21 protein-coding genes and 1 pseudogene are annotated in these 23,421 nt (G+C 73.3%); 10 read left to right on the top strand and 12 right to left on the bottom strand.

Annotated features, from left to right (window positions below; all coding sequences use genetic code 11):
• Nucleotides 1-83 precede the first annotated feature (83 nt).
• Nucleotides 84-296: a helix-turn-helix domain-containing protein gene (locus RM445_RS18045; protein WP_311557738.1), complete on the bottom strand. Its 213-nt coding sequence runs from the start codon at nt 294-296 to the stop codon at nt 84-86.
• A gap of 214 nt (nt 297-510) precedes the next feature.
• Nucleotides 511-2,142, bottom strand: a complete 1,632-nt coding sequence (locus RM445_RS18050) for an ABC-F family ATP-binding cassette domain-containing protein (protein ID WP_311557739.1) — start codon at nt 2,140-2,142, stop codon at nt 511-513.
• 130 nt (nt 2,143-2,272) lie between these two features.
• Between RM445_RS18050 and RM445_RS18055 the strand changes: the two genes are divergently transcribed.
• Entirely contained in the window at nt 2,273-3,055 is a 783-nt protein-coding gene (locus RM445_RS18055) for an SDR family oxidoreductase (RefSeq protein WP_311557741.1), read from the top strand.
• A 1-nt stretch (nt 3,056) separates the two neighbouring features.
• Here the strand turns inward: RM445_RS18055 and RM445_RS18060 are convergent, their stop codons facing one another.
• Nucleotides 3,057-3,725 (bottom strand): acVLRF1 family peptidyl-tRNA hydrolase, encoded by a 669-nt coding sequence (locus tag RM445_RS18060; protein WP_311557742.1) that lies wholly within the window; start codon nt 3,723-3,725, stop codon nt 3,057-3,059.
• Nucleotides 3,726-3,837: 112 nt separating this feature from the next.
• On the opposite strand from RM445_RS18060, the gene RM445_RS18065 reads away from it, so the two are divergent.
• Complete coding sequence (locus tag RM445_RS18065; protein ID WP_311557743.1) at nt 3,838-5,061, top strand: lycopene cyclase family protein; 1,224 nt, start codon at nt 3,838-3,840, stop codon at nt 5,059-5,061.
• 4 nt (nt 5,062-5,065) lie between these two features.
• On the opposite strand, the gene RM445_RS18070 is transcribed toward RM445_RS18065, so the two are convergent.
• From RM445_RS18070 to RM445_RS18100, 7 genes are read right to left on the bottom strand one after another with little or no spacing between them, the layout of a single operon-like run.
• A complete protein-coding gene (locus RM445_RS18070; protein ID WP_311557744.1) occupies nt 5,066-5,473 on the bottom strand; it encodes a metal-sulfur cluster assembly factor in 408 nt (135 codons plus the stop codon).
• A gap of 1 nt (nt 5,474) precedes the next feature.
• Nucleotides 5,475-5,963 (bottom strand): Fe-S cluster assembly sulfur transfer protein SufU, encoded by a 489-nt coding sequence (gene sufU / locus RM445_RS18075; protein ID WP_311557745.1) that lies wholly within the window; start codon nt 5,961-5,963, stop codon nt 5,475-5,477.
• Nucleotides 5,963-7,258 carry a cysteine desulfurase gene (locus RM445_RS18080; protein ID WP_311557747.1) on the bottom strand — a complete coding sequence of 432 codons (1,296 nt, stop codon included), beginning with the start codon at nt 7,256-7,258 and terminating at the stop codon, nt 5,963-5,965. Before RM445_RS18080 ends, sufU begins: the two co-directional genes overlap by 1 nt.
• Nucleotides 7,258-8,055 carry a Fe-S cluster assembly ATPase SufC gene (gene sufC, locus RM445_RS18085; protein ID WP_311557749.1) on the bottom strand — a complete coding sequence of 266 codons (798 nt, stop codon included), beginning with the start codon at nt 8,053-8,055 and terminating at the stop codon, nt 7,258-7,260. The genes RM445_RS18080 and sufC overlap by 1 nt, the downstream gene beginning before the upstream one ends.
• Nucleotides 8,056-8,091: 36 nt before the next feature.
• Nucleotides 8,092-9,288 carry a Fe-S cluster assembly protein SufD gene (gene sufD, locus RM445_RS18090; protein WP_311557750.1) on the bottom strand — a complete coding sequence of 399 codons (1,197 nt, stop codon included), beginning with the start codon at nt 9,286-9,288 and terminating at the stop codon, nt 8,092-8,094.
• Nucleotides 9,285-10,736: a Fe-S cluster assembly protein SufB gene (gene sufB / locus RM445_RS18095; protein ID WP_311557752.1), complete on the bottom strand. Its 1,452-nt coding sequence runs from the start codon at nt 10,734-10,736 to the stop codon at nt 9,285-9,287. The genes sufD and sufB overlap by 4 nt, the downstream gene beginning before the upstream one ends.
• Nucleotides 10,720-11,541: a helix-turn-helix transcriptional regulator gene (locus RM445_RS18100; RefSeq protein ID WP_397469345.1), complete on the bottom strand. Its 822-nt coding sequence runs from the start codon at nt 11,539-11,541 to the stop codon at nt 10,720-10,722. The genes sufB and RM445_RS18100 overlap by 17 nt, the downstream gene beginning before the upstream one ends.
• A gap of 170 nt (nt 11,542-11,711) precedes the next feature.
• Between RM445_RS18100 and mptB the strand changes: the two genes are divergently transcribed.
• From mptB to fdhA, 6 genes are all read left to right on the top strand, one after another.
• On the top strand, nt 11,712-13,499 hold the full coding sequence (gene mptB / locus RM445_RS18105; RefSeq protein WP_311557753.1) for a polyprenol phosphomannose-dependent alpha 1,6 mannosyltransferase MptB: 1,788 nt from the start codon (nt 11,712-11,714) through the stop codon (nt 13,497-13,499).
• A gap of 11 nt (nt 13,500-13,510) precedes the next feature.
• Nucleotides 13,511-14,467 (top strand): ABC transporter ATP-binding protein, encoded by a 957-nt coding sequence (locus RM445_RS18110; RefSeq protein ID WP_311557754.1) that lies wholly within the window; start codon nt 13,511-13,513, stop codon nt 14,465-14,467.
• Complete coding sequence (locus RM445_RS18115) at nt 14,464-15,243, top strand: ABC transporter permease (protein ID WP_311557755.1); 780 nt, start codon at nt 14,464-14,466, stop codon at nt 15,241-15,243. The genes RM445_RS18110 and RM445_RS18115 overlap by 4 nt, the downstream gene beginning before the upstream one ends.
• A gap of 19 nt (nt 15,244-15,262) precedes the next feature.
• Nucleotides 15,263-16,255 carry a COX15/CtaA family protein gene (locus tag RM445_RS18120; protein WP_311557757.1) on the top strand — a complete coding sequence of 331 codons (993 nt, stop codon included), beginning with the start codon at nt 15,263-15,265 and terminating at the stop codon, nt 16,253-16,255.
• 24 nt (nt 16,256-16,279) lie between these two features.
• Entirely contained in the window at nt 16,280-18,304 is a 2,025-nt protein-coding gene (locus RM445_RS18125) for a S9 family peptidase (protein WP_311557759.1), read from the top strand.
• Nucleotides 18,305-18,388: 84 nt separating this feature from the next.
• Nucleotides 18,389-19,609 carry a formaldehyde dehydrogenase, glutathione-independent gene (fdhA, locus tag RM445_RS18130; RefSeq protein ID WP_311557760.1) on the top strand — a complete coding sequence of 407 codons (1,221 nt, stop codon included), beginning with the start codon at nt 18,389-18,391 and terminating at the stop codon, nt 19,607-19,609.
• A gap of 83 nt (nt 19,610-19,692) precedes the next feature.
• On the opposite strand, the gene RM445_RS18135 is transcribed toward fdhA, so the two are convergent.
• Nucleotides 19,693-19,869 carry a hypothetical protein gene (locus RM445_RS18135; protein ID WP_311557762.1) on the bottom strand — a complete coding sequence of 59 codons (177 nt, stop codon included), beginning with the start codon at nt 19,867-19,869 and terminating at the stop codon, nt 19,693-19,695.
• Between the two features lie 17 nt (nt 19,870-19,886).
• Entirely contained in the window at nt 19,887-20,864 is a 978-nt protein-coding gene (locus tag RM445_RS18140; RefSeq protein ID WP_397469346.1) for a heme o synthase, read from the bottom strand.
• 293 nt (nt 20,865-21,157) lie between these two features.
• Here RM445_RS18140 and tkt point away from each other — a divergent pair, with 293 nt between their 5' ends.
• Both tkt and RM445_RS18150 read left to right on the top strand, forming a co-directional pair.
• A complete protein-coding gene (tkt, locus tag RM445_RS18145) occupies nt 21,158-23,257 on the top strand; it encodes a transketolase (RefSeq protein ID WP_311557763.1) in 2,100 nt (699 codons plus the stop codon).
• Nucleotides 23,258-23,286: 29 nt separating this feature from the next.
• Nucleotides 23,287-23,421: pseudogene (locus tag RM445_RS18150) on the top strand (transaldolase); the annotation flags it as partial.

The following is a 23,421-nucleotide window of genomic DNA, read 5'->3' on the forward strand; positions in this document are numbered from 1 at the left end:
CCGACGCTGCGCCCACGGTTACCCCTCGTTTGCGGCGGGCGCAGAGCCCGTCCCAGGACGGGACGCGTACTCGTACCGTCCGGTTACGAGGTCTTCTTCGCCCGGGTGGCACCGCCGCGGCCACGTAGTGTCACACCCGACTCGCTGAGGACGCGGTGCACGAAGCCGTACGACCGCCCCGTCGACTCGGCCAGGGCACGGATGCTCGCGCCCTTCTCGTATTTCTTCTTCAGGTCACTGGCGAGCTTGTCGCGCTGGGTGCCGGTGATCCGTGCACCCTTCTTCAGGTCGGCCACGACGAATGGACCTCCTCCATTGCCCCACACGGGCCCATCACGCGGACGCTCCGTGCGAGCGTCCCGCGACATCGGGGCAGGTCCGCCCCTCCGTGGGACAATGATCGTCGACACACGCACCGTAGGCCACCAGTGCGGTTGCGGATCGGTGAACGGTTCGCCCGAACGGATCACGCAGTCGGGTGATCAATGGAACCTCGGCCGCTCCGGAACGTCACGCGAGCTGGACGAGCTCCAGATAGTCCGCCGACCAGTGGTCCTCGGTCCCGTCGGGCAGCACGATGACCTTGTCCGGCGACAGGGCCTCGACCGCTCCCGGATCGTGGGTGACGAGCACGACGGCGCCGGCGAAGTGCCGCAGCGCGTCGAGCACCTGCTCACGGCTCGCCGGGTCCAGGTTGTTCGTGGGCTCGTCGAGCAGCAGCACGTTCGCGGCGCTCGACACCAGCCCGGCCAGCGCGAGGCGCGTCCGCTCGCCGCCCGAGAGCGTGCCCGCGAGCTGGTCGAGCTGCTCACCGCTGAACATGAACGCCCCCAGCAGCGTGCGCAGCTGCTGCTCCGGGGTGTCCGGCGAGGCGTGCCGGACGTTCTGCCACACCGTCGCCGCCATGTCGAGCGTGTCGTGCTCCTGGGCGAAGTATCCCATCCGCAGCCCGTGCCCGGGCACGACCTCGCCGGCGTCCGGGACCTCGGCGCCCGCCAGCATGCGCAGCAGGGTGGTCTTGCCCGCGCCGTTCAGGCCGAGCACGACGACCTTCGCGCCCTTGTCGACGGCCAGGTCGACACCGGTGAACACCTCGAGCGAGCCGTACGCCTTGGACAGCCCCTCCGCGGTGAGCGGCGTGCGACCGCACGGGGCGGGGTTCGGGAAGCGGATCCGCGCGACCTTGTCGTTCCTCCGCTCGGGCTCCAGGCCCGCCAGCAGCTCGTCCGCCCGCCGCGCCATGTTCTTCGCCGCGACGGCCTTGGTCGCCTTGGCGCCCATCTTCAGGGCCTGCGTGTGCAGTGCCGAGGCCTTCTTCTCCGCGTTCGCCCGCTCCCGACGGCGGCGCTTCTCGTCGGTCGCCCGCGCCTCCTGGTAGCGGCGCCAGTCCATGTTGTAGACGTCGACCTCGCCGCGCGTGGCGTCGAGGAACCACACCTTGTTCACGACGGCCGCGAGCAGCTCCGTGTCGTGGCTGATCACGACCAGCCCACCCTCGTGGGCGGAGAGGAACGAGCGCAGCCAGGTGATCGAGTCGGCGTCGAGGTGGTTCGTGGGCTCGTCCAGCAGCAGCGTCGTCGCACTCGGCGCTCCCCCACCGCCGCCGTCCGAGGCCGCAAACAGGATCCGGGCCAGCTCGACGCGGCGCCGCTGACCACCCGAGAGCGTCTGGATGGTCTGGTTGAGCACGCGGTCCGGCAGCCCGAGGTGCGCGCAGATCCGCGCGGCGTCGCTCTCCGCGGCGTACCCGCCGAGGGCGGAGAACCGCTCCTCGATGCGCCCGTAGTCGCGCACCGCCTTGTCGTTCTGCGCACCGTCGACCAGCTCGGCCATGGCCGTCTGCGCCTTCTCCATGTCGCGCAGCAGCTGGTCCAGGCCGCGGGCGGAGAGCACCCGGTCCTTGGCGCTGACCCTGAGGTCGCCCTCGCGCGGGTCCTGGGGCAGATAGCCGACGGGCCCGGTCGCGGCGACCGCGCCCGCGTACGGCTCGCCCTCGCCGGCGAGCACCCGCATCGAGGTGGTCTTGCCGGCGCCGTTGCGGCCGACGAGGCCGATCCGGTCGCCGGCCTGCACCCGCAGCGTGGCTCCGGACAGCAGGATGCGGGACCCGGCACGCAGTTCCAGGTCGGTCGCGGTGATCACGTGGCTCCAGACGGGGCGGGGCAGGGCGGGCACATCGGCAGGTGGTGGCGGCCGAGGGCGCTACCCGATCCGGGCCACGACGTCCAGTTTACCGGCCGCAGGAGCCCGGCCGGCGCCATAGGGTCGGCGCATGGGCGAGCTCACGTCATTGGCCGGCCGCGCGGCGCTGGTCACCGGCGGCAGCCGGGGCATCGGCCGGGCGGTCGCCGCCGAGCTCCTCACCCGGGGTGCGGCCGTGACGATCACCGGACGCAAGCGCGAGGAGTTGACGGCTGCGGCGGCCGAGCTGGCCGACGGCCCCGCCGGCGGCGACACGTCCCGGGTGCTCGCGGTCGCGGGCAACGCCGGGGATCCGGCCGCGCGGGCCGACGCCGTCGACGCCACCGTCGCAGCGTTCGGCGGGCTCGCGATCCTGGTCAACAACGCCGGGGTCAACCCGCAGTTCGGGCCGCTCGTCGACGCCGACCTCGACGCCGTCCGCAAGACCTTTGACGTCAACGTGGTGGCGGCGCTGGGGTTCGTGCAGCTCGCGCACCGGGCGTGGATGGGGGCGCACGGGGGCGCGGTCGTCAACATGGCCTCGGTCGCGGGCCTGCGCTCGACCGGCGACATCGGCGCCTACGGGGCGGCGAAGGCCGCGCTGATCCGACTGACCGAGGAGCTGGCGTGGCAGCTCGGGCCGGGGATCCGGGTGAACGCCGTGGCCCCCGCCGTCGTCCGGACGCGGTTCTCGACGGCGCTCTACACGGGTCGCGAGGAGCAGGTGGCCGCCGCGTACCCGCTGGGTAGGCTGGGGACGCCGGAGGACGTCGCCGGGCTGGTCGGGTTCCTCGTGTCGGACGCGGCGGCGTGGATCACCGGCGAGACCGTGCGCGTGGACGGCGGCCTGCTCGCGACCGGCGGGCTCGGCTGACTCACGACTGGGGGTCGTGGACCACGATCTCGACGGCCAGGGCGCGTCGGGCGGCGTCGTCGAGCACCACGCGGCGGGGCTCGGGGACGTCCAGGACACGCGGCTCGGCCCGGGCCAGCAGCGCGGTGAGGCGGCGGTCGGCGCGCAGCTCGTCGAGCGCGGCGGTGTCGCCACCGAGCACGACCGCGTCGAGGGTGTCGGCGACCGGCAGCAGGAACCGGGCGACGGCGTCGGCCGCGGCGTCCAGTGCCGCCCGCGCCTGGTTGTCGCGGCGACGGGCGAACCGACCCGACGACGAGCCGCCCTTGCGGTTGCGTCCGTGCACGAGCCGGGAGCCGGTCGTCGACGTGTCGACCACGCCGCCGACCGCGACGCCGAGGCTGTAGCCGCCGAGCCGGACGAGCACGATCCCGATACGCCGCGGAGCGGTGAGGTGGGCGTGCAGGGCGGCGACGGGATCGACGCCGACATCCGTGGCGAGGCCGCCGAAGGGCACGGTCACCTCGGCCGTCGCACCGTCCGTGGCCCGGAACCGCAGGTGGCCGGCCGTGCCATCGACCGCGAGCGGGCCGCCGTGGCGCTCGACGAACCGCGCGAACCAGCCGAGGAGGCGATCGGGCTCCACCTCGACCGCCCGGCCGCCCCCCGCCACCTCCCGGGTCCGCACCACCCGCGCACCCTATGGGTGATCGACGCCTCGGTGACATGGGCTGCACCCGTGCAGGTCATCTCACCCGGACGACGATCACGCGCGCACCTCGGCGAAGCGGCAGACTGGCGACGTGCGCTCCCCCGACCACCGTGCCGATCCCGCCGCGCTCCACGACGTCGTCGTCGTCGGAGCCGGACCGGCAGGCCGGGCGCTCGCCGGGGCCTGCGCCTCCCGCGGGCTGCACACGGCGCTGGTGGACCCGTCGCCTGCGCGGGCGTGGCGGATCACCTACGGCGCGTTCACCGCCGAGCTCCCCACCGATCTCCCCGCCTCTGTGATCGCCGCCCGGGCCCGCGGCCGGGCCGTCGCGCTCTCCCCGTGGGAGCTGGGCTGGGAGTACACCGTCATCGACGTGCCCGGCCTGCGTGCCCACCTCGACGCCGGGCTCGCCGGGGTCACGGTGGTCACCGGTCGCGTCGTGCAGCGGGACGCCGACGGTGTCGCGCTCGCCGACGGCACCCGGCTGCCTGCGCGGGCCGTCGTCGACGCCGGGGGCTACCGCCAGCCGCTGCTCCCCCGGCTGCCCGAGCCGCGGCCCGCGGCCGAGCAGACCGCCTACGGGGTGATCGTGGACGAGGCGACCGCGGCGCCGGTGGTCGGGCCGGGCGAGGCGCTGTTCATGGACTGGACGCCGTCGGCGGGCGCCGACTGGCCGACGTTCCTCTACGCGATCCCGCTCGGCGACGGCCGCGTGCTGCTGGAGGAGACCTCGCTGGCGCGCCGCCCGGGCCTGCCGACCGCGCAGTTGCGCGACCGGCTCCACGCGCGCCTCTCCCGGGCCGGCGTCGAGCCGGACCCGGGCGCCGACGACGAGCACGTCCACTTCCCGGTCGACGCCCGCCGCCACCGCTCCCCCACCGCGCTCGGGTTCGGGGCCGCGGCACCGCTGGTGCACCCGGCCAGCGGGTTCAGCGTGGCGGCGGCACTGCGGCTGGCCCCGATCGTCGCCGACGCGCTGGCCGCGCACCTGCCCGGCGATCCGCGGGGCGCCCTCGCGGCGGCCCGGACCGTGGTGTGGTCACCCGCGGCCAAGGCGGTGCACGCGCTGCGCCGCCGAGGCCTGGAGGCGCTGCTGCGCATGCCCCCCGGGGAGGTGCCCGCCTTCTTCGAGGTGTTCTTCGCCCTGCCCGAGCGCCACCGCTGGACCTACCTGACCGGCCGCGACGACCTCGGCGCCACGGTCGCCGCCATGAACGCCCTGTTCGGCCGGGCCGGGTGGGGGCTGCGCGGGCGGCTCGTCGGTCCGGCCCTGAGACCGGGTCTGCGGAAGAACGACCCGGTCGGCACCCCCTGATCGGTCAGACGCGGAAGCCGAGCGCCCGCAGCTGCTCGCGGCCGTCTTCGGTGATCTTCTCCGGGCCCCACGGCGGCATCCAGACCCAGTTGATCTTGATGTCGTCGACCAGGCCGGTGGTGGTCAGCGCCGAACGCGCCTGGTCTTCGATCACGTCGGTCAGCGGACAGGCCGCCGACGTCAGCGTCATGTCGATCGTGGCGATCCGGTCGTCGACGGCGAGGCCGTAGACCAGGCCGAGGTCGACCACGTTGATCCCCAGCTCGGGGTCGACGACGTCGCGCATCGCCTCTTCGATGTCGTCCAGCACGGGGTCGGCGGCCGACGGTGCCGGCGGCGGCTCGGGCATCCCCGCGGCGCCCCGCACGACGTCGTCCTCGGTCGCCGCCGGAGCGGTCTGCTGGTCGGTCATGTCACGCGCCTTCCTTCTCGCTGTGCCGGACCTCTGAGCCCCGGACCACTGAGCCCCGGGCCACCGCGTCCTTGAACGCCATCCAGCCCAGTAGCGCACACTTCACCCGCGCGGGGTAGCGGGCCACCCCGGCGAACGCCACGCCGTCGCCGAGCACGTCTTCGTCCGGCTCGACCTGCCCGCGGCCCTGCGCCATCTCCTGGAACGCCGCGAGCACCTTCAACGAGTCGGTCACCGACCGGCCGACGACCAGGTCCGTCAGCACCGACGCCGACGCCTGGCTGATCGAGCAGCCCAGCGTCTCGTGGGAGACCTCGCGCACGGTGACGGTGTCGCCGGAGCCGTCGAGCGCCACGCGCAGCGTGATCTCGTCGCCGCACGTGGGGTTGATCTGGACCGACTCGGCGTCGAACGGCTCACGCAGGCCGGCGCCGTGCGGCGACCGGTAGTGATCCAAGATGATCTCCTGGTACATCTGCTCCAGCTTCATCAGCTCACCCCGAAGAAGTCGCGGGCCGCGTGCACGCCGTCCACCAGCGCAGCCACCTCGTCCGGCGTGTTGTACACGGCGAAGGTGGCCCGGACCGTGGCGGCCACCCCGAACCGGCGGTGCAGCGGCCACGCGCAGTGGTGTCCCACCCGCACGGCCACCCCGCGGTCGTCGAGCACCTGCCCGACGTCGTGGGCGTGCACGCCGTCGACGACGAACGACACCGCGCCGCCGCGGTCCGCGAGGTCACGCGGACCGATGATCCGGACCCCGGGGACCTGCGCCAGCCCGTCGAGCGCCGCACGGGTGAGCGCGAGCTCGTGGGCGAACACGGCCTCCATGCCCAGCCCGTTGAGGTAGTCGACGGCGGCACCCAGGCCGACGGCCTGCGACGTCATCGGCACGCCCGCCTCGAACCGCTGCGGCGGCGGGGCGTACGTCGACCCCTCCATGCGCACCAGCTCGATCATCGAGCCGCCGGTGAGGAACGGCGGCAGGGCGGCGAGCAGCTCGCCGCGTCCCCACAGCACCCCGACCCCGGACGGACCGAGCATCTTGTGCCCGGAGAACGCCGCGAAGTCGACCCCGAGCGCGGTCAGGTTGACCGGCTGGTGCGGCACCGACTGGCACGCGTCGAGCACCGTCAACGCCCCGACCGCCCGGGCCCGCGCCACCAGCTCCGCGACCGGCAGCACGCTGCCGAGCACGTTGGACTGGTGCGCGAACGCCACGATCTTCGTGCGCTCCGACAGCTCGAGCGAGTCGAGGTCCAGCCGCCCGTCGTCCGTCACGGAGTACCAGCGCAGCACGGCACCGGTGCGCCGGCACAGCTCCTGCCACGGCACGAGGTTCGCGTGGTGCTCCAGCTCGGTGACGACGATCTCGTCACCGGGCTCGAGTGCGAACCGCGCCGACTCCGGCCCCAGCGCGGTGCGGACCGAGGCGTTGCCGAACGCGTAGGCGACGAGGTTGATCCCCTCGGTGGCGTTCTTCGTGAACACCACCTCGTTCGGGTCCGCCCCGACGAACGCCGCGATCCGGGCGCGGGCCGACTCGTAGGCGTCAGTGGCCTCCTCGGCGAGCTGGTGCGCGCCGCGGTGCACGGCCGCGTTGTGCTGCTCGAGGAACGCGCGCTCGGCGTCGAGCACCTGCCGCGGCCGCTGCGCCGTCGCCCCCGAGTCGAGGTAGACCAACGGACGACCGTCGCGGACGGTGCGCGACAGGATCGGGAAGTCGGCCCGGATCTTCTCGATGTCGAGGACGGCGGCTGCCGTCCCCGATGCGACGGCCGTCATCAGACCGCGGCGGACGCTGCGGCCGACTCCGAGACGCCCGCGTACTTCACGTAGCCGTTGGTCTCGAGCTCGTCCGCCAGCTCGGCGCCGCCGGACTCCACGATCCGCCCGCCGGCGAACACGTGCACGACGTCCGGGCTGATGTGCTTGAGGATCCGGGTGTAGTGCGTGATGAGCAGGACACCGACGTCGCCCGCGGCCTTGAAGCGGTTCACGCCCTCGCTGACGACACGCAGCGCGTCGACGTCCAGGCCCGAGTCGGTCTCGTCCAGGATCGCGATCTTCGGCTTGAGCAGCGCGAGCTGGAGCACCTCGTGGCGCTTCTTCTCACCGCCGGAGAAGCCCTCGTTCACGTTGCGCTCGGCGAAGTCGGAGTCGATGTCGAGGTCGGCCATCGCCTGCTTGACCTCCTTGACCCAGGTGCGCAGCTTCGGGGCCTCGCCGCGGACGGCGGTGGCCGCCGACCGCAGGAAGTTCGCCGTCGACACGCCGGGGACCTCGACCGGGTACTGCATGGCGAGGAACAGGCCCGCGCGGGCGCGCTCGTCGACCGTCATCGCGAGCACGTCGTGCTTGATTCCGTCACCGCCGTCGAGCGTGACCGAACCGCTCGTGATGACGTACTTGGGGTGCCCGGCGATCGCGTAGGCCAGCGTCGACTTGCCCGAGCCGTTGGGGCCCATGATCGCGTGGGTCTCGCCGGCGCGGACGGTGAGGTCGACGCCCTTGAGGATCTCCTTGGGACCGCCCTCGGCGGCCACCTCGGCGTGCAGGTCCTTGATTTCCAGGGTGGACATGTCTCGGAGTGCTCCAGGTGTGGTGGGACGGTTCGCTCAGACGCCGGTGACGGCGAGCTCGGCCTCGATGGCCGCCTCCAGCCGTTCACGCAGCTCGGGAAGGGGAAGGCGGGCTAGGATCTCGCCGAAGAACCCGCGGACGACCAGGCGGCGCGCGACGTCTTCCGGGATGCCGCGGCTCTGCAGGTAGAACAGCTGCTCGTCGTCGAACCGGCCCGTCGCGCTCGCGTGGCCGGCGCCGGTGATCTCGCCGGTCTCGATCTCCAGGTTCGGCACCGAGTCGGCGCGGGCGCGCTCGGTCAGCACCAGGTTGCGGTTGAACTCGAAGGTCTCGGTGTTCTCCGCGGCGGCCCGGATCAGCACGTCGCCGATCCACACGGTGTGCGCGGCGTCGCCCTGCAGCGCGTTCTTGTAGAGCACGTTCGACTTGCAGTTCGGCACCGAGTGGTCGACCAGCAGCCGCTGCTCGAGGTGCTGCCCGGCGTCGGCGTAGCCGAGCCCGACCAGCTCGACGTCGCCGCCGGGCCCGCGGAAGGCGACCGTGGGGCTGATCCGGACGAGGTCGCCGCCCAGCGCCACGGAGATCACCTTCAGCGTGGCGTCGCGCCCCAGCGCGAGGTGCTGTGCGCCGACGTGCACGGCGTCGTCCGCCCACTCGTCAGTCACCACGAGCGTCAGCCGCGACCCGTCGGCCACGACGACCTCGAGGTTGTCGGCCAACGCGCCGGACCCGACGTGCGTGAGCACGACGGTGGCCTCGGCGAACGGCCGCGTGCGCAGCTGCAGGTGCGCGGCGGCGGTGACGCCCGCTCCCGGCCCGCTGACGGTGATGTCGAGCGGTGCCGGCCGGCCGTCGAGCGTCACGACCGTGACGTCCGGCGCCGAGGCCCAGGCCTGGGCGGCGACGCGGTCCGCAGGCACCCCGCCCTCGCCGACGCGGGCGTCGTCGCGGGTGACCCGCTCGACCACGACGCCCTCGCCGGCTCCGGCGATCTCGACGACCGCCGTGCCGTCGAACGGCGCAGAACCGTCGTGCAGACCGCGCAGACGGCGCAGCGGGGTGAACCGCCAGTTCTCCTCGCGGCCGCCGGGGACCTCGAACGCCTCGACGTCGTAGGACGTGAAGCGCTCGCTCGCCGAGGCGAGCGGCTTGCTCCCCTGGCCCTCCTTGGCGCCCGCCAGCTCCGGGGCGAGCCCGGTGACGTTCTCAGCCAGATGATTCTCCACGGTCATCCGACCGAGCCCTCCATCTGCAGCTCGATGAGGCGGTTCAGCTCCAGCGCGTACTCCATGGGCAGCTCGCGCGCGATGGGCTCGACGAACCCGCGCACCACCATCGCCATCGCCTCGTCCTCGGTCAGGCCGCGGCTCATCAGGTAGAACAGCTGGTCGTCGCTGACCTTGGAGACCGTGGCCTCGTGGCCCATCGACACGTCGTCCGTACGCACGTCGACGTACGGGTAGGTGTCGGAGCGGCTGATCGTGTCGACCAGCAGCGCGTCGCACTTCACCGTGGAGCGGCTGTGGTGGGCGTTCGGGTTGACCCGGACCAGCCCGCGGTACGACGTCCGGCCGCCGCCGCGCGCCACCGACTTGCTGATGATCGTCGACGACGTGTGCGGCGCGAGGTGCGTCATCTTCGCGCCCGCGTCCTGGTGCTGGCCCTCGCCCGCGAAGGCGATGGAGAGCACCTCGCCCTTGGCGTGCTCGCCCATGAGCATCACGGCCGGGTACTTCATCGTCACCTTGGAGCCGAGGTTGCCGTCGACCCACTCCATGGTCGCGCCCTCGTAGGCCTTCGCCCGCTTGGTGACCAGGTTGTAGACGTTGTTCGACCAGTTCTGGATGGTCGTGTAGCGGCAGCGGCCGCCCTTCTTCACGACGATCTCCACCACCGCGGAGTGCAGCGAGTCCGACTTGTAGATCGGCGCGGTGCAGCCCTCGACGTAGTGCACGTACGCGCCCTCGTCGACGATGATCAGCGTGCGCTCGAACTGGCCCATGTTCTCGGTGTTGATCCGGAAGTAGGCCTGCAGCGGGATGTCGACGTGCACGCCCGGCGGCACGTAGATGAACGACCCGCCCGACCAGACGGCCGAGTTCAGCGCGGAGAACTTGTTGTCGCCGCTCGGGATCACCGAGCCGAAGTACTCCCGGAACAGCTCCGGCTGCTCGCGCAGCGCGGTGTCGGTGTCCAGGAAGATCACGCCCTGCTGTTCCAGGTCTTCGCGGATCTGGTGGTAGACGACCTCGGACTCGTACTGCGCAGCGACACCGGACACCAGGCGGGCCTTCTCGGCCTCCGGGATGCCCAGCTTGTCGTACGTGTTCTTGATGTCGGCCGGCAGGTCGTCCCAGGTGGCGGCCTGCTTCTCCGTGGAACGCACGAAGTACTTGATGTTGTCGAAGTCGATGCCCGACAGGTCGGCACCCCAGCGCGGCATGGGCTTCTTCTCGAAGAGCCCGAGCGCCTTGAGCCGGAACTCCAGCATCCAGGCGGGCTCGTTCTTCAGGCGGGAGATGTCGGCGACGACATCGGCGGAGAGGCCCCGGCGTGCCGAGGAACCTGCGACGTCCGGGTCGGACCAGCCGAAGTCGTACCGGCCGAGCGTCGCGAGCGTCTCCTCCTGTGTGAGGCTGCCGCCCTTGTCCGGGGCGTGCACCTCAGGAGCGGTCGTCATGGGGACTGCCTCCCTCTCGTCCCGCCGCTGCCGGCGGGGTGGTGGTGGGTGAGCCGACCGCCCCGCGGGAGGCGGATCGGTCACTGTTCCTCTCGGGGCGTTCGGGAGCCTCGAGCGGGACGTGTGTGGTGCACGCGGTGTCGCCGCGTGCGATGGTCGCCAGCCGCTGCACGTGCGTGCCGAGCACCTCGGCGAAGGCACGGGTCTCGGCCTCGCACAGCTGCGGGAACTCCGCGGCCACGTGGGCGATCGGGCAGTGGTGCTGGCAGAGCTGGATGCTGCGCTGGATGCTGCCCTGGGCGCCGCGGTGGCCTCCGGTGCCGACCTCGCGGATCTGGGCGGCGTAGCCCCGGGCGGCCAGCACCCCGGCGAGCACGGCGACCCGCTCCTGCGGCGCCCCGGCGGCGCGCACCTGCGCGGCGGCCGGACCGAGGAGGTCCGTGATGCGCTGGGCGGCGAAACCGTCGACCGCTTTCTCCCCGGCGTGCGCGGCGAGGTAGCGCAGCGCGGAGACGGCGAGGTCGTCGTACCCGTGCCCGAACCGGGCCCGGCCTGCGTCGGTGAGCAGGTAGTGCCGCGCCGGGCGCCCCCGGCCGCGCGGCCCGAGCCGGGGCGCGTCGCGCAACTCGGCCTCGCCGGCCTCGATCAGCGCGTCGAGGTGGCGGCGGACCGCCGGGCCGGTCAGCTCCAGCTCGGCCGCCACCGCCGCGGCGGTGCTCGGCCCGTGCTCCATCAGCAGCCGGGCGACCGCGGTGCGGGTGCGGCCCTCCGGATGCCCCGCCTCGGCAGCGGCACCCGCGTCCACGGCAGCCTCCGGACCCCGGCGGATGGGGGCCGGGTCCGCGACCGGAACCGGGTGGGCGCTTTTCACAACACCAGTGTTACCTATATCGGCGTGATCGGCAAAGGCGGCCCCCCTTCCAGCGGGGTCGGGTGAGCGGGCTCACTGTCGGACCAGGTCGCTACCCTGCGGACATGTCGCGGGCCGGGTTGGGCACCCCACCGCCGGCCACCCCTGCACCGCCGGTCGGCGTGCCGGAGGCCGGGCTCCCGACGGTGCGCGACCCCGCCCGGATCCCGCGACGGCTCGGGCTCACCGGCACCCTGATGATGGGCGTCGGCGCGCTCGGCGCGGGCGCCCTGCCCGTGCCGAACCCGCTGTTCGGGCTGCGGGTGATCAGCCTGCCCGCGCGGAACGCCACCGCCGCGATCGCGATCACCTACGCCGGCATGGGCATGCTCGTGCTGGCGTGGCTGTGGATCGGCCGCATGCTCCGCGCCCGCGGCGCGGTCGCCCCGGCCCCGGACCGCACCCAGCTCGCGCGCACCGGCCTGCTGTGGGCATTGCCGCTCGCGCTGGCTCCGCCGATGTTCTCCAAGGACGTCTACAGCTATCTCGCACAGAGTGCGATCGCCGCACGCGGCCTTGACCCCTACTTGCAGGGCCCCGCCGCGGCGCTGGGCGTCGACGACCCCCTCACCCGCACGATCCCGACGATCTGGCGCGACACGCCCGCCCCGTACGGCCCGCTGTTCCTCGCGCTCGGCCGCGGCATCACCACGCTGACCCGGTCCGACGTGATCCAGGGCCTGTTCGCCCACCGCGTCCTCGCGCTCTGCGGCGTGGCACTGATCATCTGGGCGCTGCCGCGGCTGGGCCGGCGCTGCAACCTCGACGCAGGCCTCGTGCTCTGGCTCGGCGTCGCGAACCCGCTGGTGCTGTTCCACCTGGTCAGCGGCATCCACAACGAGGGCCTGATGATCGGGCTGATGCTCGCCGGCGTCGAGCTGAGCCTGCGCGGGCTGGACCGGGTGCCCCGGGAGCGCGGCGGTACCGGTCGGGGTGGGGGCCTGGGCGATCCCCTGTTCCTCACCGGTGCCGTCGTCGTCGCGCTGGGTGCGTCGGTCAAGCTCCCCGCGATCCTCGCGCTCGGGTTCGTCGGCATGGAGGCGGCGCGGCGGCGCGGCGGGCGCGTGCGCGACGTCGCCGCCTCCGCCGCCGTGCTGGGAGCGGTCACCGCCGCCGTGATCGTCGCACTCGCGGTCGGCACCGGGCTCGGCTTCGGCTGGATCGGCACGCAGGGCACGGCGAACGTCATCCGCAGCTGGATGTCGCTCGCCACGGACCTGGGGCAGCTCTCGGGGCAGATCGGGATCCTCGCGGGCCTCGGCGACCACACCGACACGGTGCTGACCATCACCCGCGGCCTCGGCGGCATCGTCGCCGCGCTGCTGTGCCTGCGGCTCCTGCTCCTCGTGCTGCGCGGGCGGCTGGATCCCGTCACGGGGGTCGGCGTCGGGCTCGGTGCGGTGGTGCTGCTCGGGCCGGTCGTGCACCCCTGGTACCTGCTCTGGGCGGCGATCCCGCTGGCCGCCACCCGCGGGATGCCGCGGCACCGGCGCGCGGCGCTGGCGGCCTCGGCACTGCTCGCGGTCATGCTGCCGCCCACGGGCGCCGACTTCGCGTTCCGGTCGTTCCAGCTGCCGCTGTCGATCATGGCCGGGATCGTCATCCTCGTGGTCGCGCTGCTCCTCGTGCGGCGCGAGCTGCGCGGGGCCGCTCCGGCCGTCGCGGCCGCTCCCGATGCCGTCCTCGGAAGCACGGAGCCCCCGGCGGTCGGCGACGACCTGGGCGGGGCGCCCCTCGACGATCCTGACGACGCCCCCTCGCCGCCGGCGACCGCACCCCCGGAACCGCCGGCAGACACCCGGCCGGAGGTCGCGGGTCCCCCGTCCCGAACGGGGCCCACGTCGCCGACCTAGACTTTCGCTCCGTGAGCCCGCGCCCGCGCCGACCCGATCCCGGTCCAGCGGAACCGCCGGTCGTGGCGGTCCGCGGGCTGGTCAAGCGCTACGGCTCCGTGACTGCGGTGGACGGGCTGGACCTGACGCTCGCGCGCGCCTCGGTGCTCGCCCTGCTCGGCCCGAACGGGGCCGGGAAGTCGACCACCGTCGACATCTGCACGGGCTTCGCCACGGGGGACGCCGGCGAGGTCCGCGTGCTGGGCACGGACCCCGCCGGTGCGCCCGACGCGCTGCGCGCCCGGATCGGCGTCATGCCCCAGGGCGGCGGGGCCTACCCGGGGGTGCGGGCCGGGGAGATGCTGCGGCTGGTCGCCTCCTGCGCCGAACACCCGCTGGACCCGGCCTGGCTGATCGACGTGCTGGGCCTCGGCGGCTGCGCCCGGATCCCGTACAAGCGGCTCTCCGGCGGCCAGCAGCAGCGGCTCGCGCTGGCGTGCGCGATCGTCGGGCGGCCGGAGCTGGTGTTCCTCGACGAACCCACGGCGGGGCTCGACCCACAGGGTCGCCGGCTCGTGTGGGAGCTGGTCGACGCGCTGCGCCGCGACGGGGTGGCCGTGCTGCTGACGACGCACCTGATGGAGGAGGCCGAGGCGTTGGCCGACCATGTCGTGATCGTCGACCACGGGAAGGTCGTCGCGGAGGGCAGCCCGACGGCGCTGACCACGGGGGGCGACCAGGAGCTGCGGTTCCGCGCCCGTCCCGGGATGGACGTGGCCGACCTCGCCACCGCGCTGCCTGCCGGCTACCACGCCGCGGAGACGCTGGCGGGCCGCTACGTCGTGCAGGGCCGCATCGACCCCGCGGTGCTGTCGGCGATCACCGGCTGGTGCGCGGCGCAGGGCGCGCTGGCCGACGACGTGCAGGTCGCGCGGCGCAGCCTCGAAGACGTCTTCCTGGAGCTCACCGGCCGGGAGCTGCGGCCGTGAGCCCTCCGTTCGCACCCGGCACCTTCACCCCGCGGCCGGGCGCCGGTGCGCCGGCCCGGATGCTCGCGGCGCAGGCCGCCACCGAGCTGCGGCTGGCTCTGCGCAACGGCGAGCAGGTGCTGCTCACGCTGGTCATCCCGGTGCTGCTGCTGATCGGCCTCACCGTGGTCGACGTCGTCCCGCTGCCCGAGCCCCGGGTCGCCGCGGTGACGCCGTCGGTACTGGCGCTCGCGGTGATGTCGACCGCGTTCACGAGCCAGGCCATCTCGCTGGGCTTCGACCGGCGCTACGGGGTGATCCGGCGGCTCGCCGCGACGGCGCTGCCGCGCTGGCTGCTCGTCGCCGGACGGCTGGCCGCGGTGCTCGCCACCGTCGCCCTGCAGATGGTCGTGCTCGTGCTGCTCGCCGCCCTCCTCGGCTGGCGGCCGCCTGCCGCGGGCCTGGGTTGGGCGCTGCTGCTGGTGCTGCTCGGCTGCGCCGCGTTTGCGGCGCTGGGGCTGCTGCTGGGCGGGACGCTGCGGGCGGAGGTCGTGCTGGCGGTCGCGAACGCGGTGTGGTTCGTGCTGCTGCTCGCGGGCGGGATCGTCGTGCCCCTGGAGCGGCTCCCCGGGCCGATCGCCGCGGTGGCGGCGCTGTTGCCGTCCGGAGCGCTGGCCGAGGGTCTGCGCACCGTGCTGACCACCGGAGCCGCGCCCGGCGCGGGCCCGGTTCTGGTGCTCGTGGCGTGGACGGTCGCCGGCACCGCGCTGGCGGTCCGGACCGTCCGTCTCCGCTGACCCCGCTTACGATCGCTGCGTGGCCCGACCTGCGTTCCTCGACCGCCTGCTCCCCGTGCCCCCCGCCGTGCTGCGCCGCCTGGCGGTCGCCGCCGTCGTCGCGCAGGCGGGCATCGCGGTCACCGGTTCGGTCGTGCGGGTGACCGGGTCCGGGCTGGGCTGCCCGACCTGGCCCCAGTGCTTCCCGGGCAGCCTCGTCCCGACGCCGCACCCGGAGGTCGCGGCTCTGCACCAGTGGGTGGAGTTCGGCAACCGCATGCTCACGTTCGCGGTCGTGCTGGTCACCGGGCTCTGCTTCCTGGCCGCACTCAACACCCGCCCACGCCGGTCACGGCTCGTCCGCCTGGCACTGCTGCAGCCGTTGGGCGTGGTCGCGCAGGCGGTGATCGGCGGGTTCACCGTGCTGCTCGGGCTGGTGTGGTGGAGCGTCAGCGTGCACTTCCTCGTGTCGATGGCGCTGGTGTGGCTCGCCGTGGTGCTCGTGTCGGCCGTCGACGAGGGTGACGGGCCACCGCGCAGGCTGGTGCCCGGCGCGGTCCGCGGACTGGTGGGCGTCTCGTCGGCCGTGCTGAGCGCCCTGCTGCTGGCCGGCACGTTCGTCACGGCCGCGGGCCCGCACTCGGGCGACGCCGACACACCACGGCTGGCCGCCGGGGTGCCCGCGATGGCGCAGCTGCACGCCGACCTGCTGTTCGGCTACCTCGGCCTGCTCGTCGGGCTCGGGTTCGCCTTGCATGCCGTCGCCGCACCGGCGACGGTGCGCCGCCGCTACGCGGTGCTGGTCGCCGTGGTCGTCGCGCAGGGTGTCCTCGGCGGCGTGCAATACGCGCTGGGGGTGCCCGAGGGGCTGGTGTCGCTGCACGTCCTCGGTGCCGCGCTGGTGACGGTGGCCGCCGCTGCGATGTGGACGGGCACCACGACGCGGGAGCCGATGGCCGCCGACCACGACCCGGCCTGGACCGAGCCCTCCGCCGCGGCGACCGAGCAGCCGACCCTCGTCGAGCGGGCCTGACGTGCGCGTCGGACTGCTCGTTCCGTGACCAGCTCCGTGTCTCCCACGCCGTTCCACGACCTCGCCGCCTTCACAGCCCTTCCCCGCTGCTCGGGCCTCGTGCTCTCCCCCGACGGCTCCGTGCTCGTCGTCGGCGTCACCACGCTCGACACCGAGGGCACGCGGCACCACACCGCGCTCTGGGAGGTCGACCCAGAGGGTGCCCGGCCGGCGCGCCGGCTCACCCGGGGCGAGTCCGACGAGCACGACGCCGCGTTCACCCCGGACGGCGACCTGCTGTTCCTCGCCTCCCGGTCGGCGCCCGGCGGCACGGACGACGACCCGCCGACGGCGCTGTGGTGCCTGCCCGCCCGTGGCGGCGAGGCCCGGCCGGCGGGCACCCGGCCGGGCGGCCTGTCGGGCCCGGTGGTCGCCCGCCGTGCCGGCACCGTCGTCTGCAGCTCGGCCACCCTGCCCGGGGCGCGCACCGGCGACGACGACGCGGCCCGGCGGGCCGCCCGGTCGACCGCGAAGGTGACGGCGATCCTGCACGAGGGCGGGCCGGTGCGGTACTGGGACCACGACCTCGGGCCGGACCGGCCGCGGCTGCTCGCCGGCGCCCCACCGGACACCGACGAGCCGGTGACCTGGACCGACCTGACGCCCGATCCGGGCGGAGCGCTCGAGCAGGCCGCGTACGACGTCACCCCCGACGGGTCGACGGTGGTCACCACGTGGCGGATCGACGAGCCGTTCGGAGGGACCCGCCGCGCCCTCGTGGCGCTGGACCTGTCGGCTCCGGGCGCCGCGGGAACCCGTCGTGTGCTCCTCGACGACCCCGACCACACCGTCGACGGACCGGTCGCCGTGTCCCCGGACGGGCGGTGGGTCGCCTGCGTGCGCACGCGCCGCACCTCGGCGACGGAGCCCCCTGACATGCGCTGCGTCGTCCTCCCCGTGAGCGGCGGGGACGCCCGGGACGTCGCGCCGGGGTGGGACCGCTGGGTCACCGCCGTCGCGTGGACCCCCGACTCGGCGGCCCTGGTCGTGACCGCCGACGACACGGGGAGGGCGCCGCTGTTCCGGGTCGACCTCGCCACCGGTGCCGTGACCCGGCTCACCGACGACGACGGTGCCTACTCCGACCCGGTCGTCGGCCCGGACGGCACGGTCTACGCGCTGCGGGCCGCAATCGACGCCCCGCCCGCCCCGGTCCGGCTCGATCCCGAGTGTCCGGTGCCGCTGCCCGCACCCGCCGCGGCGCCCGTACTGCCGGGCATGCTCACCGAGGTCACGGCGACCGCCGCGGACGGCACACCGCTGCGCGCCTGGCTTGTGCTTCCCGACGGTGCGTCGGCGACGACGCCTGCCCCGCTGCTGCTGTGGATCCACGGCGGGCCGCTGAGCAGCTGGAACGGCTGGCACTGGCGGTGGAACCCGTGGGTCATGGCGGCCCACGGCTACGCCGTGCTCCTGCCCGACCCGGCGCTGTCCACCGGGTACGGGCGCGCGTTCGTCCGCCGCGGCTGGGGCCGCTGGGGTGCGGAGCCCTACACCGACGTCCTCGCCCTGACCGACGCGGCGGAACGCCTCCCGGAGATCGACGGCGGGCGTACAGCGGCCATGGGTGGCTCGTTCGGCGGCTACCTGGCCAACTGGGTGGCCGGGCACACCGACCGCTTCGCCGCCGTCGTCACGCACGCGAGCCTGTGGGCGCTCGACCAGTTCGTCGCCACCACGGACACGCCGGACTACTGGCGCCGTGAGCTGACCCCGCAGGTCAGGGCGGAGTACAGCCCGCACCGGTTCGCCGACGCGATCAGCACGCCGATGCTGGTGATCCACGGCGACCGCGACCACCGGGTGCCGGTCGGCGAGGCGCTGCGGCTGTGGTCGGACCTGCTGAGCCGCTGCCCCGTCCGGGTGCCCCACAAGTTCCTGTACTTCCCCGACGAGAACCACTGGGTCCTGCACCCGTCACACGCCCGGCTCTGGTACGCCACGGTGCTGGCCTTCCTCGACCACCACGTGCGCGGAGCCGACTGGGTGGTCCCGGATCTTCTGCGCTGAGACGGTTGTGCAGTCCTCGGATCGGTAGTAGGCCGATAGGGCGGTGCCGCATCGAGGCGACACCGCCCAACGAGGAGGTCGCTCATGGCGCCGAACGGCAACCGCATCGTGGTCTACAAGGGCCCCGGACAGGTAGCTGTCGAGACCGTCGACTACCCGAAGCTCGAAGTACCGCAGGACGTCGCGTCGTCCAAGGGAATGACCCGCAAGGCGGACCACGCCGTCATCCTGCGCAACGTATCCACCAACATCTGCGGCAGCGACCAGCACATGGTCCGCGGCCGCACCACCGCCCCCGTCGGCCAGACGCTGGGTCACGAGATCACCGGCGAGGTGATCGAGAAGGGGTCCGACGTCCAGTTCCTCGAGGTCGGCGACATCTGCTCGGTGCCGTTCAACATCGCCTGCGGGCGCTGTCGCAACTGCCGCGAGGGCGCGACCGGCGTCTGCCTGAACGTCAACCCCGCCCGGGCCGGCTCGGCGTACGGCTACGTCGACATGGGCGGCTGGCTCGGCGGCCAGGCCGAGTACGTGATGGTGCCCTTCGCCGACTTCAACCTGCTGAAGTTCCCGGATCGCGACCAGGCGCTGGAGAAGATCCGCGACCTGACGATGCTCTCGGACATCTTCCCCACGGGCTACCACGGCTGCTACACGGCGGGCGTCACCACCGGGTCGACGGTGTACATCGCCGGCGCAGGGCCGGTCGGTCTGGCCGCGGCGCACTCGGCGCAGTTGCTCGGCGCGGCCGTGGTGATCGTCGGCGACCTCAACAAGGAGCGGCTGCAGCAAGCGCGGTCGTTCGGCTGCGAGACCGTCGACGTCTCGGAGAACACTCCGCTGGACGAGCAGATCCGCGGGGTCCTGGGCGTCAACGAGGTCGACTGCGCCGTCGACGCGGTCGGGTTCGAGGCCAGTGCGCACGGCGGCGGCGGGGAGGCACCGGCGACGGTGCTCAACTCGGTCATGACGGTCACCAGGGCCGGCGGGCGGCTGGGCATCCCCGGCCTCTACGTGACCGGTGACCCCGGTGCCCCGGACGAGGACGCGAAGGAGGGCACGCTCAAGGTGCGGCTCGGCCTCGGCTGGGCGAAGAGCCACGCCTTCGTCACCGGCCAGTGCCCGGTGCTGAAGTACAACCGCGGCCTGATGATGAGCATCCTGCACGACAAGGCCCAGATCGCGAAGGCGGTCAACGCCACCGTCATCTCGCTGGACGACGCCCCGCGGGGCTACCAGGAGTTCGACAAGGGCGCGGCGAAGAAGTACGTGATCGACCCGAACGGGATGATCCCGGCCGCCTGACCGGGCAGCATGTAGCGAAAGCGGCGTTCGGTGCGTTGAGTGCACCGAACGCCGCTTTCGCTACGTCTGCACGCCCGCTACGGCTACGTCGCGGGCGCCGGTGCGACCCCCGGAGCCGGCGCGGGGGCGGGTGCGGGTGCGGGTGCGGGTGCGGGTGCGGCACCGCCCTGCGGCGGAGGCAGGGAACGGACCTCGGTGATCGCGGACGTGTCCGCGACGAGGGTCAGCCGCGACCCGTCTGGCAGGGTCCGGGTGACCATCGGACCCTGCCGGTGGCCTAGAGGCCCAGAACCGGCAGCCCGACCGCCGCGTCCACCGCGATCGCCGCGAACAGCCCGCAGAGGTACATGTTCGACAGGTGGAACAGTGTCATCGGGGCGACCTCGCGGCCCGCGACCACACCGGAGTGCAGCCGGTGCGCGCGGAAGAGGAAGAACGCGCCCAGGGCGACCGCGACCACCGCGTAGATCCACGACGTGGCGGGCACGAGCAGCAGCGACCAGACGGCCATCACCCACGCATAGACCACGATCCGCCGCGACACCTGCACCGGCGTCGCCACCACCGGCAGCATGGGGACGCCGGCGGCCGCGTAGTCGTCGCGGTAGCGCATGGCGAGCGCCCAGAAGTGCGGCGGCGTCCAGAAGAAGATGACGCCGAACATCACCAGCGCCGGCCACTCGACGGTGCCGGTGACCGCGGCCCACCCGATCACCACCGGCATGCAGCCGGCGGCCCCGCCCCAGACGATGTTCTGGGAGGTGCGCCGCTTGAGGATCAGCGTGTAGACCAGCACGTAAAACGCGATCGCCGTGAGCGCCAGCCCCGCGGCGAGCTGGTTCGTGGTCAGCCAGAGCCAGACGGTGCTCAGCGCGGCGAGGACGAGGCCGAAGACGAGGGCGTGCGAGGGCGGCACCTGCCCCTTGGCCAGCGGCCTGCGGGCGGTCCGCTTCATCTTGACGTCGATGTCGGCGTCGATCACGCAGTTCAGGGCGTGCGCGCTGGCCGCCGCAGCGGCCCCGCCGAGCAGCGTGGCGAGGATCAGGGGCACCGGCGGGATCCCGCGCTCGGCGAGGAACATCGCCGGGACGGTGACCACCAGCAGCTGCTCGATGATCCGGGTCTTGGTGAGGCCGACGTACGCGCGGACGGTGTCCGGGAAACGCGCCAGCACCTGCCGCGCCCGCCCTCGGGGCCGCTCCGGCCGCGAGGTCGGGGCCGGTCTCGATCCCGGACGGGAGACGGGCACGCTCACCGGTGGCTACCTCGCTCAGGGGTCTCGCTCATGAACCACTCGCCGCAACGCCGCTCTGCGCAGCCAGTACTACACAGCCAGTTCTACAGCCCGTCGATGGTAACCGCTGGACCGGCGCGCCGCGGGCCCCGGGTGCGACGAGTGCGAACGCCGGACGAATAGATCCGCACGGTTCGGGCAAGTCCAGACTCAGGACCACCTCACGTGACTAGGCTGGACGGGGCTCGGCGCAGTGTCGCGCGCCCGCCCGGGTAGCCCACATCGAGGACCGCCGACCCCAGGGAGTGCATGCCGTGCCAGAGACCGACATCGACGCGCTGACCCGGGCGGACGTCCCGGACGACTGGACCGATCTGGACCGGCGCGCCGTCGACACCGTCCGTGTACTGGCCGCGGACGCCGTACAGAAGGTCGGCAACGGCCACCCCGGCACCGCGATGAGCCTCGCCCCGCTGGCCTACACGCTGTTCCAGCGCGTCATGCGACACGACCCCACCGATGCCGACTGGATCGGCCGCGACCGGTTCGTCCTCTCGGCCGGGCACTCGAGCCTCACGCTCTACATCCAGCTCTACCTGTCGGGCTACGGCCTGGAGCTCGGCGACCTCGAGGCGCTGCGCACGTGGGGCAGCAAGACGCCCGGCCACCCCGAGCACCGGCACACCCCCGGCGTCGAGATCACCACCGGGCCGCTGGGCCAGGGGCTGTCGTCGGCCGTCGGCATGGCGATGGCCGCCCGCCGCGAGCGCGGCCTGTTCGACCCGGAGCCTGCGCTCGGCGAGAGCCCGTTCGACCACCAGATCTACGTGATCGCCAGCGACGGCGACATCGAAGAGGGCATCACCTCGGAGGCGTCGTCGCTCGCCGGCACGCAGCAGCTGGGCAACCTGACGGTGATCTACGACGACAACAAGATCTCCATCGAGGACGACACCACCATCGCGCTGAGCGAGGACACCGCCAAGCGCTACGAGGCCTACGGCTGGCACGTGCAGGTCGTCGAGGGCGGCGAGAACGTCACCGGCATCCTCGAGGCGTTGGAGAACGCGCGGGCCGAGTCGGACCGCCCGTCGTTCATCCTGCTGCGCACGGTGATCGGCTTCCCGGCGCCTAAGCTGATGAACACCGGCAAGGCGCACGGGGCCGCGCTGGGCGAGCCCGAGGTCCGGGCCGTCAAGGAGATCCTCGGCTTCGACCCCGACAAGTCCTTCCAGGTCGCCGACGAGGTGATCGCGCACGCCCGCAAGGTGGTCGAGCGCGGGGCGAAGGCGCACGAGGAGTGGACCCGGCTGTACGAGTCCTGGGCCGAGCGCGAGCCCGAGCGCAAGGAGCTGCTGGAGCGCATGCTCGGCCGCGACCTGCCGGTGGGCTGGGAGAAGGCGCTGCCGTCGTGGGAGCCCGACAAGAAGGGCGTCGCCACCCGCAAGGCCTCCGGCGAGGTGCTCAAGGCCCTGGCCGACGTGCTGCCCGAGCTGTGGGGCGGTTCGGCGGACCTTGCCGAGAGCAACAACACCACGATGGAGGGCGCGAACTCGTTCGGGCCCAAGACCATCGCCACCAAGATGTGGGACGCCGAGCCCTACGGCCGCACCCTGCACTTCGGCGTCCGCGAGCACGCCATGGGCGCGATCCTCAACGGCATCGCCCTGCACGGGCCCACCCGCCCCTACGGCGGCACGTTCCTCACCTTCAGCGACTACATGCGCGGCGCGGTCCGCCTGGCCGCCGTGATGAAGGCCCCGGTCGTCTACGTGTGGACGCACGACTCGATCGGCCTCGGCGAGGACGGCCCCACCCACCAGCCGATCGAGCACATGGCTGCGCTGCGGGCGATCCCGAACCTCTCGATGCTGCGCCCCGGCGACGCGAACGAGACGGCGTACGCCTGGAAGGCGATGCTGGAGAACCCGGAGGGGCCCAAGGGCATCGCCCTGACCCGGCAGAACATCCCCGTCCTCGAGGGCACCTCTGCCGAGGGTGTGGCCCGCGGCGGCTACGTCCTGCAGGACGCCTCGAACGGCGAGCCGCAGCTCATCCTGATCGGCACCGGCTCGGAGCTGCAGATCGCCGTCGACGCCCGCGAGGTGTTCGAGGGCGACGGCATCCCGACCCGCGTCGTGTCGATGCCGTGCATGGACTGGTTCGCGGCCCAGGACCAGGCCTACCGCGACTCGGTGCTGCCGCCGTCGGTCAGGGCGCGCGTCTCGGTCGAGGCCGGGATCGCCATGCCGTGGTACCGCTGGGTCGGCGACGCCGGCGAGATCGTCTCCATCGAGCACTACGGCGCCAGCGCGGACTACCAGACGCTGTTCCGCGAGTTCGGCTTCACGACCGAGCACGTCGTGGCGGCCGCCCGCACCAGCCTGGACCGCGTCTCCCCCGAGATCGTCTGACCGAGCCCAACCAGCGAGAGGAGGGGCTCATGGCCCCCAACGAGAGGCTTGCCGCGCTGTCTGCGGCGGGCGTGTCCATCTGGCTCGACGACCTGTCGCGCGAGCGGCTGACCAGCGGCAACCTGCAGGAGCTGATCACCGACAAGAGCGTCGTCGGGGTCACC

It is taken from the genome of Pseudonocardia charpentierae, from assembly GCF_031845345.1.
GTDB classification, from domain to species: domain Bacteria; phylum Actinomycetota; class Actinomycetes; order Mycobacteriales; family Pseudonocardiaceae; genus Pseudonocardia; species Pseudonocardia charpentierae.

Bases quoted from the DNA above. Each gene is read 5' to 3' on its own strand.
- sufC (WP_311557749.1), bottom strand. From the start codon at position 8,055: ATGTCCACCCTGGAAATCAAGGACCTGCACGCCGAGGTGGCCGCCGAG.
- RM445_RS18070 (WP_311557744.1), bottom strand. From the start codon at position 5,473: ATGACCGACCAGCAGACCGCTCCGGCGGCGACCGAGGACGACGTCGTG.
- fdhA (WP_311557760.1), top strand. From the start codon at position 18,389: ATGGCGCCGAACGGCAACCGCATCGTGGTCTACAAGGGCCCCGGACAG.
- mptB (WP_311557753.1), top strand. From the start codon at position 11,712: ATGTCGCGGGCCGGGTTGGGCACCCCACCGCCGGCCACCCCTGCACCG.
- RM445_RS18080 (WP_311557747.1), bottom strand. From the start codon at position 7,258: ATGACGGCCGTCGCATCGGGGACGGCAGCCGCCGTCCTCGACATCGAG.
- sufD (WP_311557750.1), bottom strand. From the start codon at position 9,288: ATGACCGTGGAGAATCATCTGGCTGAGAACGTCACCGGGCTCGCCCCG.
- sufB (WP_311557752.1), bottom strand. From the start codon at position 10,736: ATGACGACCGCTCCTGAGGTGCACGCCCCGGACAAGGGCGGCAGCCTC.
- sufU (WP_311557745.1), bottom strand. From the start codon at position 5,963: ATGAAGCTGGAGCAGATGTACCAGGAGATCATCTTGGATCACTACCGG.
- RM445_RS18135 (WP_311557762.1), bottom strand. From the start codon at position 19,869: ATGGTCACCCGGACCCTGCCAGACGGGTCGCGGCTGACCCTCGTCGCG.
- RM445_RS18055 (WP_311557741.1), top strand. From the start codon at position 2,273: ATGGGCGAGCTCACGTCATTGGCCGGCCGCGCGGCGCTGGTCACCGGC.